The sequence below is a fragment of the Microbacterium sp. RU33B genome (genome assembly GCF_900155915.1).
Taxonomy (GTDB): domain Bacteria; phylum Actinomycetota; class Actinomycetes; order Actinomycetales; family Microbacteriaceae; genus Microbacterium.
In genome coordinates, this window is record NZ_FTPO01000003.1 from 298286 (window position 1) to 316286 (window position 18001).

At 70.6% G+C, this 18001-nt stretch carries 17 protein-coding genes and 1 riboswitch; of the genes, 7 read left to right on the plus strand and 10 right to left on the minus strand.

What is annotated here, in order from left to right; translation table 11 throughout:
• Window positions 1-19: 19 nt before the first annotated feature.
• From B0B14_RS14770 to B0B14_RS14780, 3 genes are all read right to left on the minus strand, one after another.
• Window positions 20-1990 (minus strand): ABC transporter ATP-binding protein, encoded by a 1971-nt coding sequence (locus B0B14_RS14770; protein ID WP_076683235.1) that lies wholly within the window; start codon window positions 1988-1990, stop codon window positions 20-22.
• 29 nt (window positions 1991-2019) lie between these two features.
• Window positions 2020-2235: a transcriptional regulator gene (locus tag B0B14_RS14775; RefSeq protein ID WP_076683237.1), complete on the minus strand. Its 216-nt coding sequence runs from the start codon at window positions 2233-2235 to the stop codon at window positions 2020-2022.
• 65 nt (window positions 2236-2300) lie between these two features.
• Window positions 2301-3986, minus strand: a complete 1686-nt coding sequence (locus B0B14_RS14780; protein ID WP_076683239.1) for a DUF7507 domain-containing protein — start codon at window positions 3984-3986, stop codon at window positions 2301-2303.
• Window positions 3987-4111: 125 nt separating this feature from the next.
• Here B0B14_RS14780 and B0B14_RS14785 point away from each other — a divergent pair, with 125 nt between their 5' ends.
• Genes B0B14_RS14785 through B0B14_RS14795 form a run of 3 tightly spaced genes read left to right on the plus strand, consistent with a single transcriptional unit; the run spans window position 4112 to window position 6725 of the window.
• On the plus strand, window positions 4112-5053 hold the full coding sequence (locus B0B14_RS14785) for an ABC transporter ATP-binding protein (RefSeq protein WP_076683241.1): 942 nt from the start codon (window positions 4112-4114) through the stop codon (window positions 5051-5053).
• Window positions 5050-5904, plus strand: coding sequence for an ABC transporter permease (locus tag B0B14_RS14790; RefSeq protein ID WP_076683243.1), 855 nt, complete (start codon window positions 5050-5052; stop codon window positions 5902-5904). The genes B0B14_RS14785 and B0B14_RS14790 overlap by 4 nt, the downstream gene beginning before the upstream one ends.
• Entirely contained in the window at window positions 5901-6725 is an 825-nt protein-coding gene (locus B0B14_RS14795; RefSeq protein WP_076683245.1) for an ABC transporter permease, read from the plus strand. Before B0B14_RS14790 ends, B0B14_RS14795 begins: the two co-directional genes overlap by 4 nt.
• Window positions 6726-6784: 59 nt before the next feature.
• On the opposite strand, the gene B0B14_RS14800 is transcribed toward B0B14_RS14795, so the two are convergent.
• From B0B14_RS14800 to B0B14_RS14825, 6 genes are all read right to left on the minus strand, one after another.
• The gene (locus tag B0B14_RS14800; RefSeq protein ID WP_076683638.1) at window positions 6785-7138 is read right to left on the minus strand and encodes a Fe-S protein; all 354 of its coding nucleotides are present in this window, start codon (window positions 7136-7138) and stop codon (window positions 6785-6787) included.
• Between the two features lie 50 nt (window positions 7139-7188).
• The gene (gene ribH, locus B0B14_RS14805) at window positions 7189-7662 is read right to left on the minus strand and encodes a 6,7-dimethyl-8-ribityllumazine synthase (RefSeq protein ID WP_076683247.1); all 474 of its coding nucleotides are present in this window, start codon (window positions 7660-7662) and stop codon (window positions 7189-7191) included.
• A complete protein-coding gene (locus B0B14_RS14810) occupies window positions 7659-8945 on the minus strand; it encodes a bifunctional 3,4-dihydroxy-2-butanone-4-phosphate synthase/GTP cyclohydrolase II (protein ID WP_076683249.1) in 1287 nt (428 codons plus the stop codon). The genes ribH and B0B14_RS14810 overlap by 4 nt, the downstream gene beginning before the upstream one ends.
• On the minus strand, window positions 8942-9598 hold the full coding sequence (locus tag B0B14_RS14815; protein ID WP_076683251.1) for a riboflavin synthase: 657 nt from the start codon (window positions 9596-9598) through the stop codon (window positions 8942-8944). Before B0B14_RS14815 ends, B0B14_RS14810 begins: the two co-directional genes overlap by 4 nt.
• Window positions 9598-10695, minus strand: a complete 1098-nt coding sequence (ribD, locus tag B0B14_RS14820) for a bifunctional diaminohydroxyphosphoribosylaminopyrimidine deaminase/5-amino-6-(5-phosphoribosylamino)uracil reductase RibD (RefSeq protein ID WP_083710641.1) — start codon at window positions 10693-10695, stop codon at window positions 9598-9600. Before ribD ends, B0B14_RS14815 begins: the two co-directional genes overlap by 1 nt.
• Before the next feature lie 76 nt (window positions 10696-10771).
• A riboswitch (FMN riboswitch) is annotated at window positions 10772-10933 on the minus strand.
• A 91-nt stretch (window positions 10934-11024) separates the two neighbouring features.
• Complete coding sequence (locus B0B14_RS14825; RefSeq protein WP_076683253.1) at window positions 11025-11957, minus strand: phytanoyl-CoA dioxygenase family protein; 933 nt, start codon at window positions 11955-11957, stop codon at window positions 11025-11027.
• Between the two features lie 96 nt (window positions 11958-12053).
• Between B0B14_RS14825 and B0B14_RS14830 the strand changes: the two genes are divergently transcribed.
• Window positions 12054-12887, plus strand: a complete 834-nt coding sequence (locus B0B14_RS14830) for a helix-turn-helix domain-containing protein (protein ID WP_076683255.1) — start codon at window positions 12054-12056, stop codon at window positions 12885-12887.
• A 19-nt stretch (window positions 12888-12906) separates the two neighbouring features.
• Here the strand turns inward: B0B14_RS14830 and B0B14_RS14835 are convergent, their stop codons facing one another.
• A complete protein-coding gene (locus B0B14_RS14835; protein WP_076683257.1) occupies window positions 12907-13926 on the minus strand; it encodes a LacI family DNA-binding transcriptional regulator in 1020 nt (339 codons plus the stop codon).
• Between the two features lie 144 nt (window positions 13927-14070).
• Here B0B14_RS14835 and B0B14_RS14840 point away from each other — a divergent pair, with 144 nt between their 5' ends.
• From B0B14_RS14840 to B0B14_RS14850, 3 genes are read left to right on the plus strand one after another with little or no spacing between them, the layout of a single operon-like run.
• Window positions 14071-16110, plus strand: a complete 2040-nt coding sequence (locus B0B14_RS14840; protein ID WP_083710642.1) for a beta-galactosidase — start codon at window positions 14071-14073, stop codon at window positions 16108-16110.
• Entirely contained in the window at window positions 16107-17045 is a 939-nt protein-coding gene (locus B0B14_RS14845; RefSeq protein WP_076683259.1) for a carbohydrate ABC transporter permease, read from the plus strand. The genes B0B14_RS14840 and B0B14_RS14845 overlap by 4 nt, the downstream gene beginning before the upstream one ends.
• Window positions 17042-17962, plus strand: coding sequence for a carbohydrate ABC transporter permease (locus B0B14_RS14850; protein WP_083710643.1), 921 nt, complete (start codon window positions 17042-17044; stop codon window positions 17960-17962). Before B0B14_RS14845 ends, B0B14_RS14850 begins: the two co-directional genes overlap by 4 nt.
• Window positions 17963-18001 lie beyond the last annotated feature (39 nt).

Consider the following 18001-nt stretch of genomic DNA (forward strand, 5'->3'; position numbering starts at 1 on the left):
ACTCCCGGATCCGGAAGGGTCAGACCAGGAGCTGGTGCTTCGCGAGGTCGCGGTACAGCGGCGTCGAGACGACGAGCTCCGAGTGCGTGCCCTCGCCGACGACCCGGCCGTGGTCGAGCACGACGATGTGATCGCTGTCGACGACCGTCGAGAGTCGGTGCGCGATGACGATGAGCGTGCGACCGGCTGCCACGGCGTCGATCGCCTCCCGCATGCGCTGCTCGTTGAGCCCGTCGAGCGACGACGTCGACTCGTCGAGCAGCAGCACGGGAGGCGCTGCCAGCAGCGCGCGGGCGATCGCGAGGCGCTGACGCTCGCCCCCCGACAGCTTCACACCCGATTCGCCGACCGGCGCGTCGACGCCGAGCGGATTGCGCTCGAGCACCTCGCCCAGGTTCACGGCGCGCAGGACCCGCTCGCAGTCCTCGTCGGTCGCGTCGGGGGAGGCGAGTCGGAGGTTGTCGGCGATCGTGCCGGCCAGGGTCGGGGCGTCCTGTTCGACGTAGCCGAGCTGCGCACGCAGAGAATCGCGGGGGAGCAGCCGCACGTCCTGCCCGCCGAGGAGGATCGCCCCGCTCGTCGGATCGTAGAACCGCTCGATGAGCGCGAGCGTCGTGCTCTTGCCGGCGCCCGAAGGGCCGACGAGGGCGACGCGGGCGCCGCGCGGCACCCGGAACGAGACTCCGCGCAGCACCGGGGCGTCGACGGATGCCTCGGCCGACGCATCCGCCTGCTCTCCCGTCGGGAGCACGACGGTCGACGTGTCGACGTGCGCGTTCTCGAGCGCGGCGATCGCTTCGGTCTCGGCCGTGCGGCGGGCCTTCACGACGGCCTCGGGGTAGGCGAAGTGCACGTCGCGGAATTCGATCGCGATCTCGTCGCCGCGTCCGCGTCCCCCTTCGTGCGGGTCGGATGGCGCCGCACCCGCAGGAAGTGGGACGTCGACCTGCGACACGCGGGCCGCGATCTCGGCATCCGACTGCTCCTCGGTCGGCAGATCGAGGACCTCCTGGATGCGGCCGAGCGCGCCGAGGGCCTGGTTCACCGACGTGATGGCGCCGAAGAACGAGCCGAGAGGCGCGATCAGAAGGAAGAGGAACATCACGAAGGTCACGAGCGCGGCGACCGAGATGGCTCCGGAGGCGACGCGGAAGCCTCCGAGCCCGAGCACGACCAGGAGTGAGACCTGCAGGGCGATGTTCGCGATCGGCACCACGAGCGCCGACACCTTCGCGATGCGCACGCCGATGCCGTAGGCCTCGCTCGCGGTCGCCGAGACGGAGGCGATCTCGCGCTCGGTCGCCCCCGACGCCCGCACGGTGCGGATCGCTCCGACCGCGCGCTCGACGCCGGAGGCGAGCTCGCCCACCTTCTCCTGCTGCGCCGTCGTGGCGGTGCGGATGCGTCCGCTCAGCACCGTCACCCCCACGACCGAGACGCCGAGGACGACGACGATCGCCAGCAGCAGCAGGGGATCGATGAACGCCATCGCGACGAGTGCGCCCACGAACAGCAGCGCGTTGCCGATCGAGTCGGCGAGGCCCTGGGTCAGCACGGCGTACAGCAGCGTCGTGTCGGTGCCGACGCGCGAGACGATGTCTCCGGTGCGGCGGGCGTCGAACTCGCTGATCGGCAGTCGCAGGATGCGCGCGATGAGCTGGCGGCGGGACGAGTAGACGACCGCCGTCCCGGTGCGCTGCAGCAGATAGTGCTGGAAGCCCCCGATGAGCGAGGCGGCCACGACCAGACCCACGATCGCCCACACGAGCATCCCGAGCGCTTCGTTGTTCTGCACGCGGTCGATGACCTGGCCCACCAGCAGCGGCTGCGCGAGGGTCGTGACGGCGCCGACGATGCTCAGGACGGCGACGATGACGAGGACGCCCTTGTGCTCCCACAGGAACGGCAGCAGCTGCTTCAGGCTGGCGCGCGGCCCGTCCTGCGGGGCGCGGCGGCCGCGGCCGCGCGGTTTCGTGGCGGTGTCGGACACGGGTGTACCTCTTGTTCCTGCGGTGGGGGTCACCTTCGACCGTACTTCTTGTGGGCGGCCTGCTTCGTCACACCGAGCGCTCCGGCGATGGCCTGCCAGGAGTAGCCGAGCGTGCGGGCGCGGCGCACCTGCACCTCCTCGGCGCGCGCGAGCTCGGCGCGCACCGCGGCGAGTCGGTGCAGCTCCGCGATCGGCTGACCGGGTGGATCCGACCCGATCAGGGTGCTCAGCTGGTCGCCGCTCATGAGTGTCTCCTCCCGCTGCCGCCCGAAGGCCCGCGAGTCAACTCTCGTTGACGACTTCCCGTATGTCAACCCTTGTTGACGTCGGGTCCCGCCGGCGTCGTGCGCCGCCGGATGCGGAGAAGGACGCCGCCGACCGCGATCAGTGCCAGTGCGATCGACGCGAACGCCGTCGGATCCGCGCCGCCCGAACGGGCGAGCTGCCCGGTGGGGGGATCGCCCGGAGAGGGCGCGGCCGGGTCGACCGGGTCGACCGGATCGACGGGAGGAGGCGGGGGAACGGCGACGTAGGCGACCACGACCGCCGCGGAGCTCGCGGTGACGGCCCCGGCATCCGTCGACGCGCGCGCGGTGTTCGCGACGGCCGCGCCCGCCGAGGGCACCGTGTACGCAGCGGTGCAGGCGAGTGCGGCACCGGGGGCGAGGGCGGCGACCGGTGCGCAGTCCGCGGCCGCCAGGTCGGTCGAGACCGACGGCGGGGCGAGCGTGACCGTCCCGGTGTTGCGTACGACGATGTCGTACGAGACGACGTCGCCCGCGGCGCTGTAGGTCGCGCGATCGGCGGTCATCGTCACCTCGAGTGCCCGGGTCTGCACGACCGGGACGGTGCTCGGCTGGGGGACGGCCGCGACCGGACCGCCCCATGCCGACCCGGTGGCCGACCACGAGCGGAGGATGACGCCGGCATCCACATCCTCCTGCGTGACGGTGTGCGTCGCGGTGCACGAGAGGGTCGCGCCCGGCGCGACATCCGTGCCCGGACAGGAGAGGGATGCCGGTCCGTCCGCCGTGACGGCGGCGCCCGTGACGGTGACGGTGCCCGTGTTGGCGAGAGCGAGGTCGTACGCGATGACGTCGCCCAGCGCGACCGGACCCGTCGGGGCGGCGACCGTGAGCGCGATGCCCGCCCGGTCGGTGACCAGCGAGGGCCCGATGAAGCCGAAGCCCACGTTGACGGCGCCGCCGGCGAGCTCGTTGTCGCCCACGATGACGACCATGCGCGACACAGGAGTCGCCGTGTCGGCGACGAAGCCCACCCAGCGGGTCGTGTTGTTGCCGCATGCCGCGATGTCGCCGCCGCATCCGGCCTGTGATCCGACCGGGGCGATGGTCTGCTCCGACAGCAGGACGCCCGCCGAGTCGTAGAGCCGCAGGAGAGCCGGGATGCCTGCTCCGTCGGTGCGCGTCTCCAGATCGGCGAACCACGCGCCGAAGCCCAGGACGGGTCGGCTGAACGTGAAGTCCAGGGCGTCGCGCGTCGTGTTCTCGCCGGCGCCGCCGAACGAGGTGAAGGCGAAGCCGTTGCCGTTGGTGCAGCCGGTGTTCCCCAGGATGACGGAGGGCCGGGGCGCGCCTCCCTGCAGCGTGAGACCCGCTCCGGTGCACACGGCGGTGCCGGGGTTGGGGGAGTTCGCCACGAAGACCGGCGAGGCATCCGTGCTGTAGCGTGCGCGCTGCACCGCTGCCGTCGTGCCGTCCGCCGCCGTCAGCAGCACGCCGGTGACCGGGGTGCCGACGGGGCCGGCGAGGATCGACGGGGCGGGCGGTGCGGCCCCTCGGGCCGTCAGTGCCGCAGACCACGGATCCCGCAGCGCGCTGGCCGCCAGGCGGGCGGCGACGCTGCCGCCGCCGACCTCTCCGCCGGTGATCACCGAGACCGCGGCGGAGGCGGGCGCGGCGGACAGCACGATCACCGTGGCCAGCAGCGCGATGACCGTCGTGCGCCATCCGGCGCGCGTCCGACGTCGGCGCATCGATCCCCCCAAAGACGACGCGCCGCTTCGGGACGACCGCGTCGCGATCAGTGTACTGGCGCGCGAACCGGCGCCGGCCGCTGCCCCCGAGGTGCATGTCGTGGACCGCGGGTAGGCTTCTGCGGGTGTCCGCACCCGTGATCTCCGCACAGAACCTCGTCAAGACCTACAAGGTCAAGGGCAAGCCCGACTTCGTGGCCGTCGACGGCCTGTCGTTCGAGGTGGCTCCGGGCGAGTCGTTCGGTCTGCTCGGCCCCAACGGCGCCGGCAAGTCCACCACGATGAAGATGATCGGCGCGGTCTCGACGCGCACGGCCGGCGAGCTCAGCATCCTCGGGCTCGATCCTGATCGCTACGGACCCGAGATCCGCTCGCGGCTGGGTGTCGTGCCGCAGCAGGACAACCTCGACGGCGAGCTCAACGCGCGCGAGAACCTCTACATCTACGGCCGGTACTTCGGCCTCCCCGGCAAGGTGTGCCAGGAGAAGGCCGACGAGCTGCTCGCGTTCGCGCAGCTGGAGGACAAGGCCAAGAGCAAGGTCGACGCGCTGTCGGGCGGCATGAAGCGCCGCCTGACGATCGCGCGCGGACTCATCAACGACCCGCGCATCCTGCTGCTCGACGAGCCGACGACGGGGCTCGACCCGCAGGCCCGCCACGTGCTCTGGGATCGCCTGTTCCGTCTGAAGGAGCGCGGCACCACCCTGGTGCTCACGACCCACTACATGGACGAGGCGGAGCAGCTGTGCGACCGCCTGGTCGTCGTCGACAAGGGCTGCATCATGGCCGAGGGCACGCCCGCGTCGCTCATCCGCGAGCACTCGAGCCGAGAGGTGCTCGAAGTGCGCTTCGGCTCGGCGCGCAATCAGGAGGTCGCACCGCAGCTCCAGGGCATCGGCGACCGCGTCGAGGTGCTTCCCGACCGCGTGCTGGTCTACACCGACAACGGCGAGCACGCGCTCGAGACGGTCACGGCGCGGGGCCTCGAGCCGATCACGTCGCTCGTGCGCCGCTCGTCGCTCGAAGACGTGTTCCTCCGACTGACGGGAAGGTCGCTGATCGAATGAGCGGAGCGACGACGGATGCCTCGCTCGACGCGCTGCGCGCCGAGGCGATGGAGTGGGGGCGCAAGCCCCGCAGATACGGCACGTGGTACGTCACCGAGCACATGGTGCGGGCGATGCGGGCCTACGGCTGGACGATCATCGTCGGCGCCCTCGGGCAGCCGATCCTCTATCTGCTCGGCCTGGCCGTCGGGCTCGCGGCGCTCATCGACGCGCCGATCGCCGAGGGCGGTGTCGAGGTGTCGTACCTCGTCTTCGTCGCGCCGGCCCTGCTCATGACCGCTGCGATCTCGGTCGCGTCGGAGGAGTTCTCCTACCCGGTCATGGCGGGGTTCAAGTGGCGGAGGTACTTCTTCGGCTTCAGCGCGTCGGCGCTCTCTCCCGGCCAGATCGCGGGGGGCGTCGTGGCGGGCGCGTCGGCGCGCATCCTGTTCGTGTCGGCGGCGTACTACCTGTTCCTCTGGATCTTCGGCGCGGTGCCGGATCCTGCCACCGGGTGGATCTCGATCGGCATCGGGCTCCTCGCGGGCCTCGCCTTCGGCATCCCGTACCTGGCGTACTCGGCGACGATCACCGAGGACAAGGGCCAGATCGCCCTCGTGCAGCGCTTCATCTTCATGCCGATGTTCCTGTTCTCGGGCACCTTCTATCCGCTCGCGACGCTGCCCCTGTGGCTGCAGTGGATCGGGTGGGTCTCGCCCTTGTGGCACGCATCCGAGCTCGGCCGCATCGTGACCTACGGCAAGCCCGCCGAGCCGTGGGCCATCGCGGTGCACGTCGGCTATCTGCTGCTGCTGTCGATCGGCGCCTACCTGCTCGGGCGGCGCACGTTCCAGAGGAGGCTCGGGGAATGACCGCCGTCATCGACGTCGACCCGGCTGTGCGCGCCGGCGGCGTGCGGGCCCTGTGGGCCGGAAACCCGCAGGCCGTCGTGCAGCGCGGGCTCATCGCCGCGCGCTCGTCGAGCTGGGCCGTCGTGCTCTCCGGCTTCTTCGAGCCCGTCTTCTATCTGCTGTCGATGGGCATCGGCCTGGGCGCGCTCATCGGCGAGGTCCAGACCTCCGGCGGCGTCGAGGTGCCCTACGCGGCGTTCATCGCACCGGCGCTCCTGGCGACGTCGGCCATGAACGGCGCCATCTACGACTCCACGTGGAACGTCTTCTTCAAGCTCAACTACGGCAAGCTCTACGAGGGCATGCTCGCGACGTCGCTCGGCCCGCTCGACGTGGCGCTCGGCGAGATCCTGTACGCGCTGCTGCGCGGCCTGCTTTACGCCACCGGCTTCATGGTCGTCATGCAGCTGATGGGACTCAACCTCGCGTGGACGGCCATCCTGGCCCTGCCCGCGGTCGTGCTCATCGCCTTCGGCTTCGCCAGTCTCGGCATGGCGGTCACGAGCTACATGAAGACCTTCCAGCAGATGGACTGGATCAACTTCGTGCTGCTGCCGATGTTCCTCTTCTCGGCGACGCTCTACCCGATCACGATATACCCCGAGTGGATCCAGGGCGTCATCATGGCGTTCCCGCTGTGGCACGGCGTCGAGCTCGTCCGGGGGCTCACCACCGGCATCCTGAGCCCGGCCATGCTGTGGCACGTGCTCTACTACGTCGTCATGATCGCCGTGGGCCTCGTGTTCACGACCAAGCGGCTGCGCGCGCTCTTCCTCGACTGACCCGCTGAGACGACGGATGCCCCGGACCGCGTGGTCCGGGGCATCCCGCGTCGTCCGGCTCAGCGCCAGATGACGGCGAGGCCGGCGTTCAGCAGGGTCAGGATGCCGATGCTCCAGAAGAGCGCGGACGGGACAGAGCCCTCCCGGCGCTGCCGGGCCGCCCCGATGCCGAGGATCGCTCCGATCGCGAGCAGCACCACGAGCTTCACGCCGAGCTTGACGTAGTTGAGCTCGTACGAGATGCCCCAGGGAGCTGCGAGGGCGAGTCCGGTGACGGCCGCGATGGTCATGCCGATCGACATGAGGCGCGTGAAGTGGGCGCGCCGGGCGACCGCTTCGACGAGCCACGCCCCGAAGAGCACGGCGAAGCCGATGATGTGCAGGTAGACGACGATGTGCCGCAGGATCTCCATGACCATCAGGCTACCTGAAGGTCGCCGATGGCCGAAAGAGCGGCGGGGGCTCAGGCCCGCAGCGCTCGGAGCACGAGGGCCGTGGAGATGGCGGCATCGGCGGCCTCGGCGCCCTTGTCCTCCTTCGACCCCTCGAGGCCCGCACGATCCAGCCCCTGCTGCTCGTCGTCGAGCGTCAGCACGCCGAAGCCGACCGGCTTGCCCGTGTCGAGGGCGACGCGGGTGAGGCCGTCGGTCGCCGCCGACGAGACGTATTCGAAGTGGGGCGTGCCACCGCGGATGATGACGCCGAGCGCCACGACCGCGTCGGCGCCGGCGTCGAGGGCGACCTTGCAGGCCACCGGCAGCTCGAACGATCCGGGCACGCGCACGAGCCGCCACGAGGCCCCCGACGCCTCCAGCACCCGCTCGGCGCCCGCGATGAGCCCGTTCGTGATGACGTCGTGCCACGTGCCCGCGACGACGACGACGTCGAGTCCCGTGGCATCCGTTCCGCCCGTGATGGGCGCTCCCTTGCCGCTCATGCTCCGGCTCCTTCGGTCAGTCGCGAGCTGTTCAGAGCATCGCTGAGGTCCTGTTCGGCGATGATGTGGCCCATCCGCTCGGCCTTCGTCGCGAGGTACTGGTGGTTGTTCGGTCCGACGCCGACCAGCAGCGGCACCTGCTCGACGATGTCGAGGCCGAGACCGCGCAGCTGGTTCACCTTGTCGGTGTTGTTGGTCAGCAGCCGGATCCTGTCCACGCCGAGGTCGGCCAGGATGCCGGCGGCCGCGGCATAGTCTCGAGCGTCGGCGGGGAGGCCGAGCGCGAGGTTGGCATCGACCGTGTCGAGGCCGCGCTCCTGGAGGCTGTAGGCGCGGAGCTTGTTGATGAGGCCGATGCCCCGGCCCTCGTGGCCGCGCATGTAGATGACGACGCCGCCGTCGGTCTCGATCGCATCGAGGGCGGCGTCGAGCTGCGGCCCGCACTCGCACTTGAGTGAGCCGAACGCCTCACCCGTCAGGCACTCCGAGTGCACCCGCACGAGCGGGGCGTCTTCGGTGAGGTCGCCGGAGACGACCGCGAGGTGATCGGTGCCGGTCACCCGGTCCTTGTACGCGAGGAAGCGGAAGTCGCCGTGGGAGGTCGGAACCTGGGCCTCGGCGCGCAGACTCACGCGGCGCTTGTGCACGGCGTGCGCATGCGGGACGTCGACGGGCTCGGTCTCGTCGAGGTAGGCGATGAGCTGCTCGATCGTGATCACGAGCACGCCGTCGCGCTCGCCGAGCTCGATGAGTCCGGGCAGGCGCATCATCGATCCGTCCTCGGCGACGACCTCGGCGATCGCGCCGACGGGCTGGAGCCCCGCGAGGCGCATGAGGTCGACGGCGGCCTCGGTGTGGCCGCCGCGCTCGCGCACGCCTCCGTCGACGGCGCGCAGCGGCAGGATGTGACCCGGACGGATGACGCTGGACGGCGTCGACTCGGGGTTCGCCAGCACATTGAGGGTGTGCGCGCGGTCCGACGCCGAGATGCCCGTCGACACGCGGTCGGCTGCGTCGACGCTCACGGTGTAGGCGGTTCCCCGGGCGTCCTCGTTCATGGCGACCATGGGCGGCAGATCGAGGTTGTCGGCCCAGTCGGCGGGCATGGGCGCGCAGATGAAGCCGCTCGACCAGCGCACCGTCCAGGCGATCCACTCGGGCGTCGCGAGCTCCGCGGAGAGGATCACGTCGCCCTCGTTCTCACGGTTCTCGTCGTCGGCGACGATGACGGGACGCCCGGCGCGCAGGGCGTCGAGAGCGTCGGGGATGGTGGCAAGGCTCATCGCGAGCCCCCTTCGTTCGAGGAGATCTGTGGAGTGGACGCGGAGGTGCCGAAAGCGAGCATCCGCTGCACGTGGCGGGCCAGGATGTCGGTCTCGAGGTTGACGCGGTCGCCGGCGACGCGCGTCCCCAGGGTGGTGGCGGCGAGGGTCTCGGGGATGAGCGACACCTCGAACCAGTGGCCGTCGGAGCCGGTCGCGGGTGAGACGTCGCTGACCGTCAGCGAGACGCCGTCGACCGCGATGGATCCCTTGTCGACGACGAGCGGGGCGAGCTCGGCCGGGAGGGCGATGCGCAGGACGCGCCACTGGGCGCCGGGGCGCACCTCCAGCAGCTCGCCGGTGCCGTCGATGTGCCCCTGGACGATGTGCCCGCCGAGACGGCCGTGCGCCCGGGTCGCGCGCTCGAGATTGACCGCGCGGCCGGCGGCGACGCCGGACAGCGTCGACATGTCGAGCGTCTGGCGCATGACGTCGGCGGTGAACCAGTCCTCGCCCTGATCGACGACGGTGAGGCACACGCCGCTGACGGCGATCGAGTCGCCGTGGGCGGCATCCGTCACCGCCTTCGGCGCGCGCACCGTGAGCCGCACGCCGTCGCCGGACTCGTCGACGGCCGTGACCGCGCCGATCTCCTCCACGATTCCCGTGAACATCAGTCGTCTCCTCCCGGGACCGCGGCCCCTGAGTGTGTCTTCCCGGTCCCCGAATCCGTCGACCCGGTGCCCGAGCCTGTCGAAGGGCGGGGGGCGGCCACGACCAGCAGGTCGTCGCCGAAGTGCTCGACGGATGCCACGCGGAGTCGCAGCTGATCGTCGATGGTCTGCACCCCGATGTCGCCGAGGGCCGGCATCCCGCCGCCCAGAAGCGTGGGAGCGATGTAGGCGAGGATCTCGTCGACGAGCCCGGCGCGCAGGAACGCGCCGGCGATCGTCGGCCCGCCCTCCACGAACACCCGCTGCACCCCGCGGTCGCGAAGGTCGGCGAGCAGAGCGACGAGGTCGCGTCCGTCGTGCTGCACGAGGGCGAGCGGATGCCTGCGGACGGCGGCGTCGGCGGGCACCGGGCGCACACCGAGCACGACGGGCATCGGCTGGTGGTCGTACCGCGAGCCGTCCGCCGTCCGGGCGGTGAGTGCCGGGTCGTCGGCGAGGAGCGTGCCGGTTCCCACGACGATCGCGTCGGCACGGGAGCGGCGGCGGTGCACGTCGGCGCGGGCATCGGGGCCGGTGATCCACTGGCTGGTGCCGTCGGAGGCCGCCGCTCGACCGTCGAGCGACTGCGCCCACTTGACCGTGACGAACGGGCGACCGAGGCGCTGCACCTCGAGCCAGGAATGGAGCAGGGCGGCCGCATCGTCGGCGAGGACGCCGGACACGACATCCACTCCCGCATCGCGCAGCCGCTCGGCACCGCCCGACGACTCCGCGCCGGGGTCGTCGGCGGCGTACACGACTCGCGCCACGCCCGCGCTGATCAGGGCTTCGGAGCACGGGCCGGTGCGCCCCGTGTGATTGCACGGCTCGAGGGTGACCACGGCGGTGGCCCCCCGGGCCGCGCCGGGAGCGAGCTTGGACAGAGCGTCGACCTCGGCATGCGCCGTGCCGGCGCCCCGGTGCCAGCCTTCGGCGAGCACATCGCCTGCGGGGGAGAGGAGGACGGCGCCCACTTGCGGATTCAGGCCGCGCGGGCCGTGCGTCGCCAGCTCGAGGGCGTGCCGCATGGCACGTCGCTCCGCGTCGTTCGCCGTCATCCGTCCCGTCCTGAGTTCCGAGTTCTCGGACTCCGGGGCAACGGGAAGTGCCGGCCGCCGACCGATGTCGACTGCCGTCGTGCGCCTCCCATCCGGACTAGCGATGGCGTCGCCATCGCATCACCGTCGGTCCCGGAATCGCACCGGATCAGCCTGGGCAGGATATCGAAGTGATGACCTGCTGCGGCTCGCGGACTATCACCGCCGGTTCGGATTCTCACCGACCCCGGAGCACGTAGATGCTCATGAGCTTACTCAACGCCGGGCGCGACGTTTCATTCCGTGTCGCTTCCGTGTGACGGGAAGCGACACGCCCGCGGCGTCGGCCGTCAGAAGGGCACGTTGCCGGCGCTGCAGTAGGAGCCGGGGGAGTGCACGCCGTGCGCGATGCGCAGCTCAGCCTCGTCGTCCTGCGTCGTATCCGGCGCGAACGGGGCCGCGACGTTCCAGACGAAGCCGGCCTCGTCCGGATTGCGACGCGCGTGCTCGCGCAGACCGACGGGGAGGAGACGCAGTCGCCGGTCGACCCACTCGGCGTCCCAGGGGCCCTCGGCGGCGATCTGCTCGGCGGCGCGGAACTCGTAGTAGATCGTGCGCCGGAGGCGATTGCCCTGCACCGCCTCGCTGCCGTGGACGATCATCACGTCGTGCACGAGCACATCGCCGGGCTCCAGCTCGACCTGGATGACGCCGGGGGCGTCCCAGCCGTACTCCTCCTGGAGCTGGCAGACGTCGACCGGCGCGAGGTGGGACCCGGGGGCGACGCGTAGCGCACCCTCGCCGGCGCGAGAGGCATCGAGGTAGACGTCGACGTTGAAGATCCGCCGCGTGCGGGGGTGCACGGCATCCTGGTGCCAGTCGATCGCGGCGCCGTCGCCTTCGTCCTTGAACACCAGCGACTCGTACGTGGGGACGAGGTTCGGCCCCGCGAGGCTCTCGGCGATGCCGAGCACGGCGGGGCTCCCGAGCAGCTCGAGCGAGGCCGACCGGCCCTTGCTGTGCAGGTAGTCCACCCGGAACATCCGCCGCTCGCCACCGCGCTGCGCGTAGTGGTAATCCGCAGCGGCGGGGTCGTCGGGCCCGACGTCGCGCCCGTCGCCGATCCATCCGTCCGCTGCGGCACGGAGCCGATCGAGCAGGGGTGCGGGGATGCGGTTCCTCAGGACGAGGTATCCCTCGCGATCGAAGCGCGCGATCTCTTCTGCGCTCAGGTGGTACGGCTGAGTCGCGACGGGGGGTTCGATGGTGGTCGTGGTCGACATGAGGCTCTCCTCGGATCAGGGACGCTTCCACGTTAGGAAGCACTATCCCGCACGACCTCCGCGATAGAGGGGAGGAATTCTGGAATAGTGAGGACCATGGACGCGGAGCGGGCGTCGTTCGGGCTGGACTGCTGGCAGGGGCCGACGCGGGGGATGACCGCGGCGCACCGGCACGACGATCTGGAGTTCAACCACGCCGACGTCGACCTGGAGTACGTCATCGACGGGCGCAGCCGCGTCATCCCGGCCGGAACGGTGGCCGTCTTCTGGGCGGCGCGCCCGCACCAGCTCGTCGGGGGCACGGACACGGGGACGGAGACGTGGCTCACGGTGCCGCTCCGGCAGGCCCTGGCCTGGCGGCTCCCGGCGGGGTTCATGCGGAGGATGATGGCGGGCGAGGTCGTGGCGGTTCCGGCGACTCCCGGGATCGGTCTCGACGAGCGCGCGCCGCGCTGGACGGGAGAGCTCGCAGCCGGAGGGCTCGCTCACCGGATCGCCGGGCTCGAGATCGAGGCGTTCGCGCTGCGTCTCGCAGACGCCGCCGACGCCGCCGCCGAGGGCGTGCACCTCGACGACTCGGCGCTCCGCCGCGACGGCGGTGCTCCCCGCGCCGCAGCGGCGGCCATGGCCGCTCTCATGTCGGAGCGCTCCGCGGAGGATCTCTCCGTCGGCGACATCGCCGGGCACGTCCACCTCCACCCGCAGTACGCGATGTCGGTCTTCCGCGCGGCGCTCGGCATCACGATCGGCGACTACCTCGCCCAGTGCCGGGTGGCCGCGGCGCAGCAGCTGCTGCTCACCACCGATCTCGCCGTTCCCGATGTCGGCTTCGCCGCGGGCTTCGGCTCGCACAGCCAGTTCTACGATCGCTTCCGCAGATGGTGCGGAGAGACTCCGGCCGCCTACCGCCGCCGACTGCGCGCGATCTGACGGCGCGTCGCGCCGCCGGTCAGGCCGACTCCCGCCACACGATCTCCGACTGGAGGAGGACCTCGCGAGGAGCGGCGTCTCCGCGCAGCTGCTCCAGGACGAGGGCGGCCGCCTCGCGCCCGAGCCCTTCGGCCGGCTGCCGGACGGTCGAGAGGGCGGGGAGAGTGCGCCGCGCCCACGCGCTGTCGTCGAAGCCCACGACACCCACATCGTGCGGCACCCGCCTGCCGGCCGCGCGGAGGGCCTCCATCGCTCCGGCCGCGATCGCATCCGACGCGGCGAAGACGCCGTCGATGTCGGGCGCGCGCTCCAGCAGGGCGGTCATGCCCTCCCTCCCTGCGGAGTAGGAGTACAGCGCGACCCGCTCGACGAGGGCGTCGTCGTAGCGTTCGCCGAGGGCGTCGGTGAAGCCGGAGAGCCGCTCCGCCCCGGAGTCGCGATCGAGGGCGGCCGCGATCATGCCGATCCGACGCCGACCGGTGTCGACCAGTTGCTCCGTGATCGCGCGCGCCGAACCGCGATTGTCGATGATGACGAACGCCGCCGAGGTGGCGCCGGGGGGATGGCCGACGAACGCGGCGGGAAGACGCAGCCGCTCGACGACCCCCGCGATGGGGTCGTGGGCGCGGGCGGAGACGATGATCACCCCGTCGACCGAGCCGCCGGACAGATACCTCGCGACGCGTTCGGTGTCGCGTTCGGAATCGACGATCAGCACCGCCATCTGGTGATCGGCTTCGGAGAGCGCCGCATTCGCGCCGAGCAGGATCCCCCCGATGTTGGGGTCCTCGATGAACAGCGAGTGCGGCTCGTGCACGATGAAGGCGATGGTCTCCGTGCGCTGCATCACGAGGTGTCGAGCCGCGGTGTTCGGCACGTAGCCGACCTCCGCGATCGCCGCCTCGATCGCCCGCCGGGCGGACGCGGAGACGTAGGGGTCGCCGTTGACGTAGCGGCTGATCGTGCCGCGCGACACGCCCGCGACGACGGCCACGTCGTGGACCGTGGCGCGGCGCGGTCGTCCGGATGTCGTCGACACGCGACAACTGTATCGTCCGCATCGCTTGACATCCCGCAGGACCCGGTGCCATTCTGTGTACGTTCACAGAAGCTCGAAGAAGATCTTCTCTCCTCGAATCTGTGCACGTGCACACCTCGCCGAAGACGTCGACCCGGGAGTCCCGTGAACCGCCCACTAGCAACGACCGAGCGCAGCCTCGCTCGTCCCCGCTACGAACACCGCGGCATCGACTTCGGGTGCGACTACAACCCCGAGCAGTGGGACCGCAGCGTCTGGCGCGAAGACGTCGCCCTCATGCGCGAGGTGGGCATCAGCCTGGTCGCGGTCAACATCTTCGGCTGGTCCGAACTGCAGTCCCCGGACGGCTCCCTGGACTTCTCGGGACTCGATGAGATCATCGGGCTGCTCCACGACGCCGGCATCCGCGTCAACCTCGGCACGGGCACCGCGTCGCCGCCGCCCTGGTTGACGACGCGGCATCCCGAGATCCTTCCCGTCGTCTCCGACGGCACGACCAGATTCCCCGGGGGGCGGCAGGCGTGGTGCCCGAGCTCGCCCGTGTTCCGGCAGTACGCGCTCGCCCTCGTCGATGCCGTGGCCGAGCGCTACGGCGAGCATCCTGCCGTCGCTCTCTGGCACGTGTCGAACGAACTGGGCTGTCACAACGCCCTCTGCTACTGCGATCGCAGCGCCGCCGCATTCCGAGAGTGGCTGCGCGCGCGCTACGGCTCGATCGCTGCGCTGAACCGCGCGTGGGGGACGAGCTTCTGGAGTCAGCGCTACACCGATTGGGAGGAGATCGGCACCCCTCGGCTCACCCTGTCGACCCGCAATCCGGGCCAGGTCCTCGATTTCTCGCGCTTCAGCTCCGACGAGCTGCTCTCCTATTACCGCGCCGAGCAGGCCGTCATCCGCCGCCACAGCAGTGCTCCGATCACCACGAACTTCATGGTCACGGCGCACATCCGGGAGCTCGACTACTGGACGTGGGCCCCGGAGGTCGACGTCATCGCGAACGACCACTACCTCGACCATCGCCTCGAACACCCGGCGGCCGAGCTGGCGTTCGCGGCGGATCTGACGCGGGGGCTGTCGCACGGGGCGCCGTGGATGCTGATGGAGCACTCGACCGGGTCGGTGAACTGGCAGCCTCACAATCTGGCCAAGGCCCCGGGCCAGATGCTCCGCGACTCCCTGCAGCACGTCGCGCGCGGCGCGGATTCCCTCTGCTTCTTCCAATGGCGGGCCTCGGTCCAGGGGTCGGAGAAGTTCCACTCCGCCCTCATCCCGCACGCCGGCACCGACTCCGCCCTGTGGCGCGAAGCGCTCGAGCTCGGCGACGTGCTGGAGCGACTGGGCGAGGTGGCCGGCACGCGCGTCGTCGCCGACGTCGCGCTGCTGTTCAGCTGGGAGGCGTGGTGGGCCGCCGACGCCGAGAACCGTCCGAGCGAGGCGGTCTCCTACCTCGACCAGGTGTGGGCGATCCATCGGGCGCTGCGCGCAGCCGGCGCCGAGGTCGACGTCGTCCGCCCCGGCGCTGACCTCTCGGGCTACCGCCTCATCGTCGTTCCCGGGCTGCACCTCGTGCGCGACCAGGAGGCGGCGACCGTCGATGCCGCGGTCGCCGCGGGCGCTCACACCCTCATCACCTTCTACAGCGGCATCGTGGACGAGAACGACCGTGTCCGTCCCGGGGGGTACCCGGCCGTCTGGCGCGACCTGCTCGGCATCCGCGTCGAGGAGTTCGCGCCCGTCCTGCCGGGCGACGTCGTGTCGCTCGAGTCGGGTGGCCGGGCCTCGCTGTGGACCGAGCGGATGGTCGCGCACGACGCCGACGTCGTCGATCGCTTCGTCGGCGGCCCCGCCGCGGGGATGCCCGCGCTGACCCGGCGTCGCGGAACAGCCGGCGACGGTGACGCGTGGTACCTCGGCACCTTCCCCGATGAGGCCGCGCTGGCGCGCATCCTCGACGACGTGCTGACGGCGGCGGGTGCGAACCGCCTCGCGGACGCGCACGCCGACGTCGACGTCGTCCGCCGAGCGGGCACCGACCGCACCTACCGCTTCATCATCAACAACGGCACGGACGACCTGGTGCACCGCGCCCGCGGCACGGACCTGGTGACGGGCGAGGGCGTCTCCGGGAGCATCCGCATCCCCGCCGGCGCCGTCCGAGTGATCCGAGAGGACATGACCTCATGACCACACGCACTGCCACGGAAGCGCTCGTGACACCGAAGAGCGGCGGGAGCCAGCCCGTGCGCGCGCGCGGACGCATCCCGCACAAGGGCGCGATCATGTTCTTCACGGCGCCCTTCGTGGTCCTGTTCCTCCTCTTCTACCTCCTCCCGATCGGCTACGCGATCTGGCAGTCGCTGCTCGTGGTCGAGCGCGAGGGGACCTTCGGCGAGGCGCGGGAGGTGTTCGGCGGCCTGTCGCAGTACGTCCTCGTCTTCCAGAACGAGGCCTTCTGGGAGTCGGTCGGCCGGGTGCTGCTGTTCGGCGTCGTCCAGGTGCCGATCATGCTCGCGCTGGCGCTCTTGTTCGCGCTCCTTCTGGATTCGCCCCTCCTGCGCGGCAAGAAGTTCTTCCGGCTCGCGTTCTTCGTGCCGTACGCGGTTCCCGGCGTCATCGCCGCGATCATGTGGGGCTTCCTGTACTCGCCGAACCTGTCGCCCTTCACCGTCCTCACCGGCAACGTCGACTTCCTCTCCGCCGATCTGGTCCTGTGGGCGATCGCGAACGTCGTGACGTGGGTGTTCGTCGGCTACAACATGCTCATCATCTACTCGTCCCTGCTGGCGATCCCATCCGAGATGTACGAAGCGGCGCGACTGGACGGGGCGGGCCAGCTGCGCATCGCCTGGTCGATCAAGATCCCGATGGTCCGGCCCTCGCTGGTGCTGACGGCGATCCTGTCGATCATCGGCACGCTCCAGCTCCTGGCGGAGCCCCAGGTGTTCCGCTCGTTCAGCTCCTCGGTCACGAGCACCTTCACGCCCAACATGACGATCTACGCGACGTCGGCGATTCCGAACGTGAGCCTCGCGGCGGCGTTCTCGGTGGTCCTGGCGCTCGCGACATTCGTCCTCTCGTTCACGTTCTTGCGCATCACCCGACGGAAGGCGGACTCATGAGCGACGTGCTGGACACCCGGACGACGGTGCTCCCCGACTCCGCCCGTCGCGCACGGGGCGCCCGGACCGGCCGGGGCCCGCGGGAGAGCGTGATCTCGCGCACGGTCGCGATGGTGATCATGCTCGTCTTCACCCTGTACTTCCTCATCCCGATCTGGTGGCTGCTCGTCGCCTCCACCAAGACCAGGGGCGACCTCTTCTCCACCAATCCGCTCTGGTTCGCAGAACCGGCGCTCTGGCAGAACATCACGTCGCTCCTGAGCTACGACGGCGGCATCTACGTGCGCTGGATCGTCAACAGCGTGGGATACGCCGGCATCGGCGCCCTCGTCGCCACGGTCGTCGCCGGGATGTGCGGCTATGCACTGGCCAAGTACCGGTTCCGCGGCCGCGAGCTGATGTTCAACGTGATCCTCGGGGGAGTGCTCGTGCCGGCCACCGCGCTCGCGCTGCCGCTGTTCCTGCTCTTCAGCCAGGTGCAGCTGACCAACACCTTCTGGGCGGTGTTCCTGCCCAGCATCGTGAGTCCGTTCGGCGTCTATCTCGCCCGCGTCTTCGCCGAGGCGAGCGTGCCCGAGGAGCTGCTCGAAGCCAGCAGGCTGGACGGAGCGGGCGAGGTCCGCACGTTCTTCACGGTCTCCATCCGACTGATGGTGCCTGCCCTGATCACGATCTTCCTCTTCCAGTTCGTCGGCATCTGGAACAACTTCTTCCTGCCGCTGATCATGCTCCGCAGCGAAGAGCTGTTCCCGGTCACCTACGGGCTCTACGCCTGGAATTCGACCATCAACCAGTTCCCCGAGCTGCGCGGCTTCGTGCTCATCGGGGCCCTGTTGTCGATCATCCCGCTCATCGTCACGTTCCTCCTGCTTCAGCGCTACTGGCGCACGGGCCTGGGTTCCGGCGCGCTGAAGTGACAGACCCCGGCCGGATCCGACCGGTCGGCCCCTTGCAAG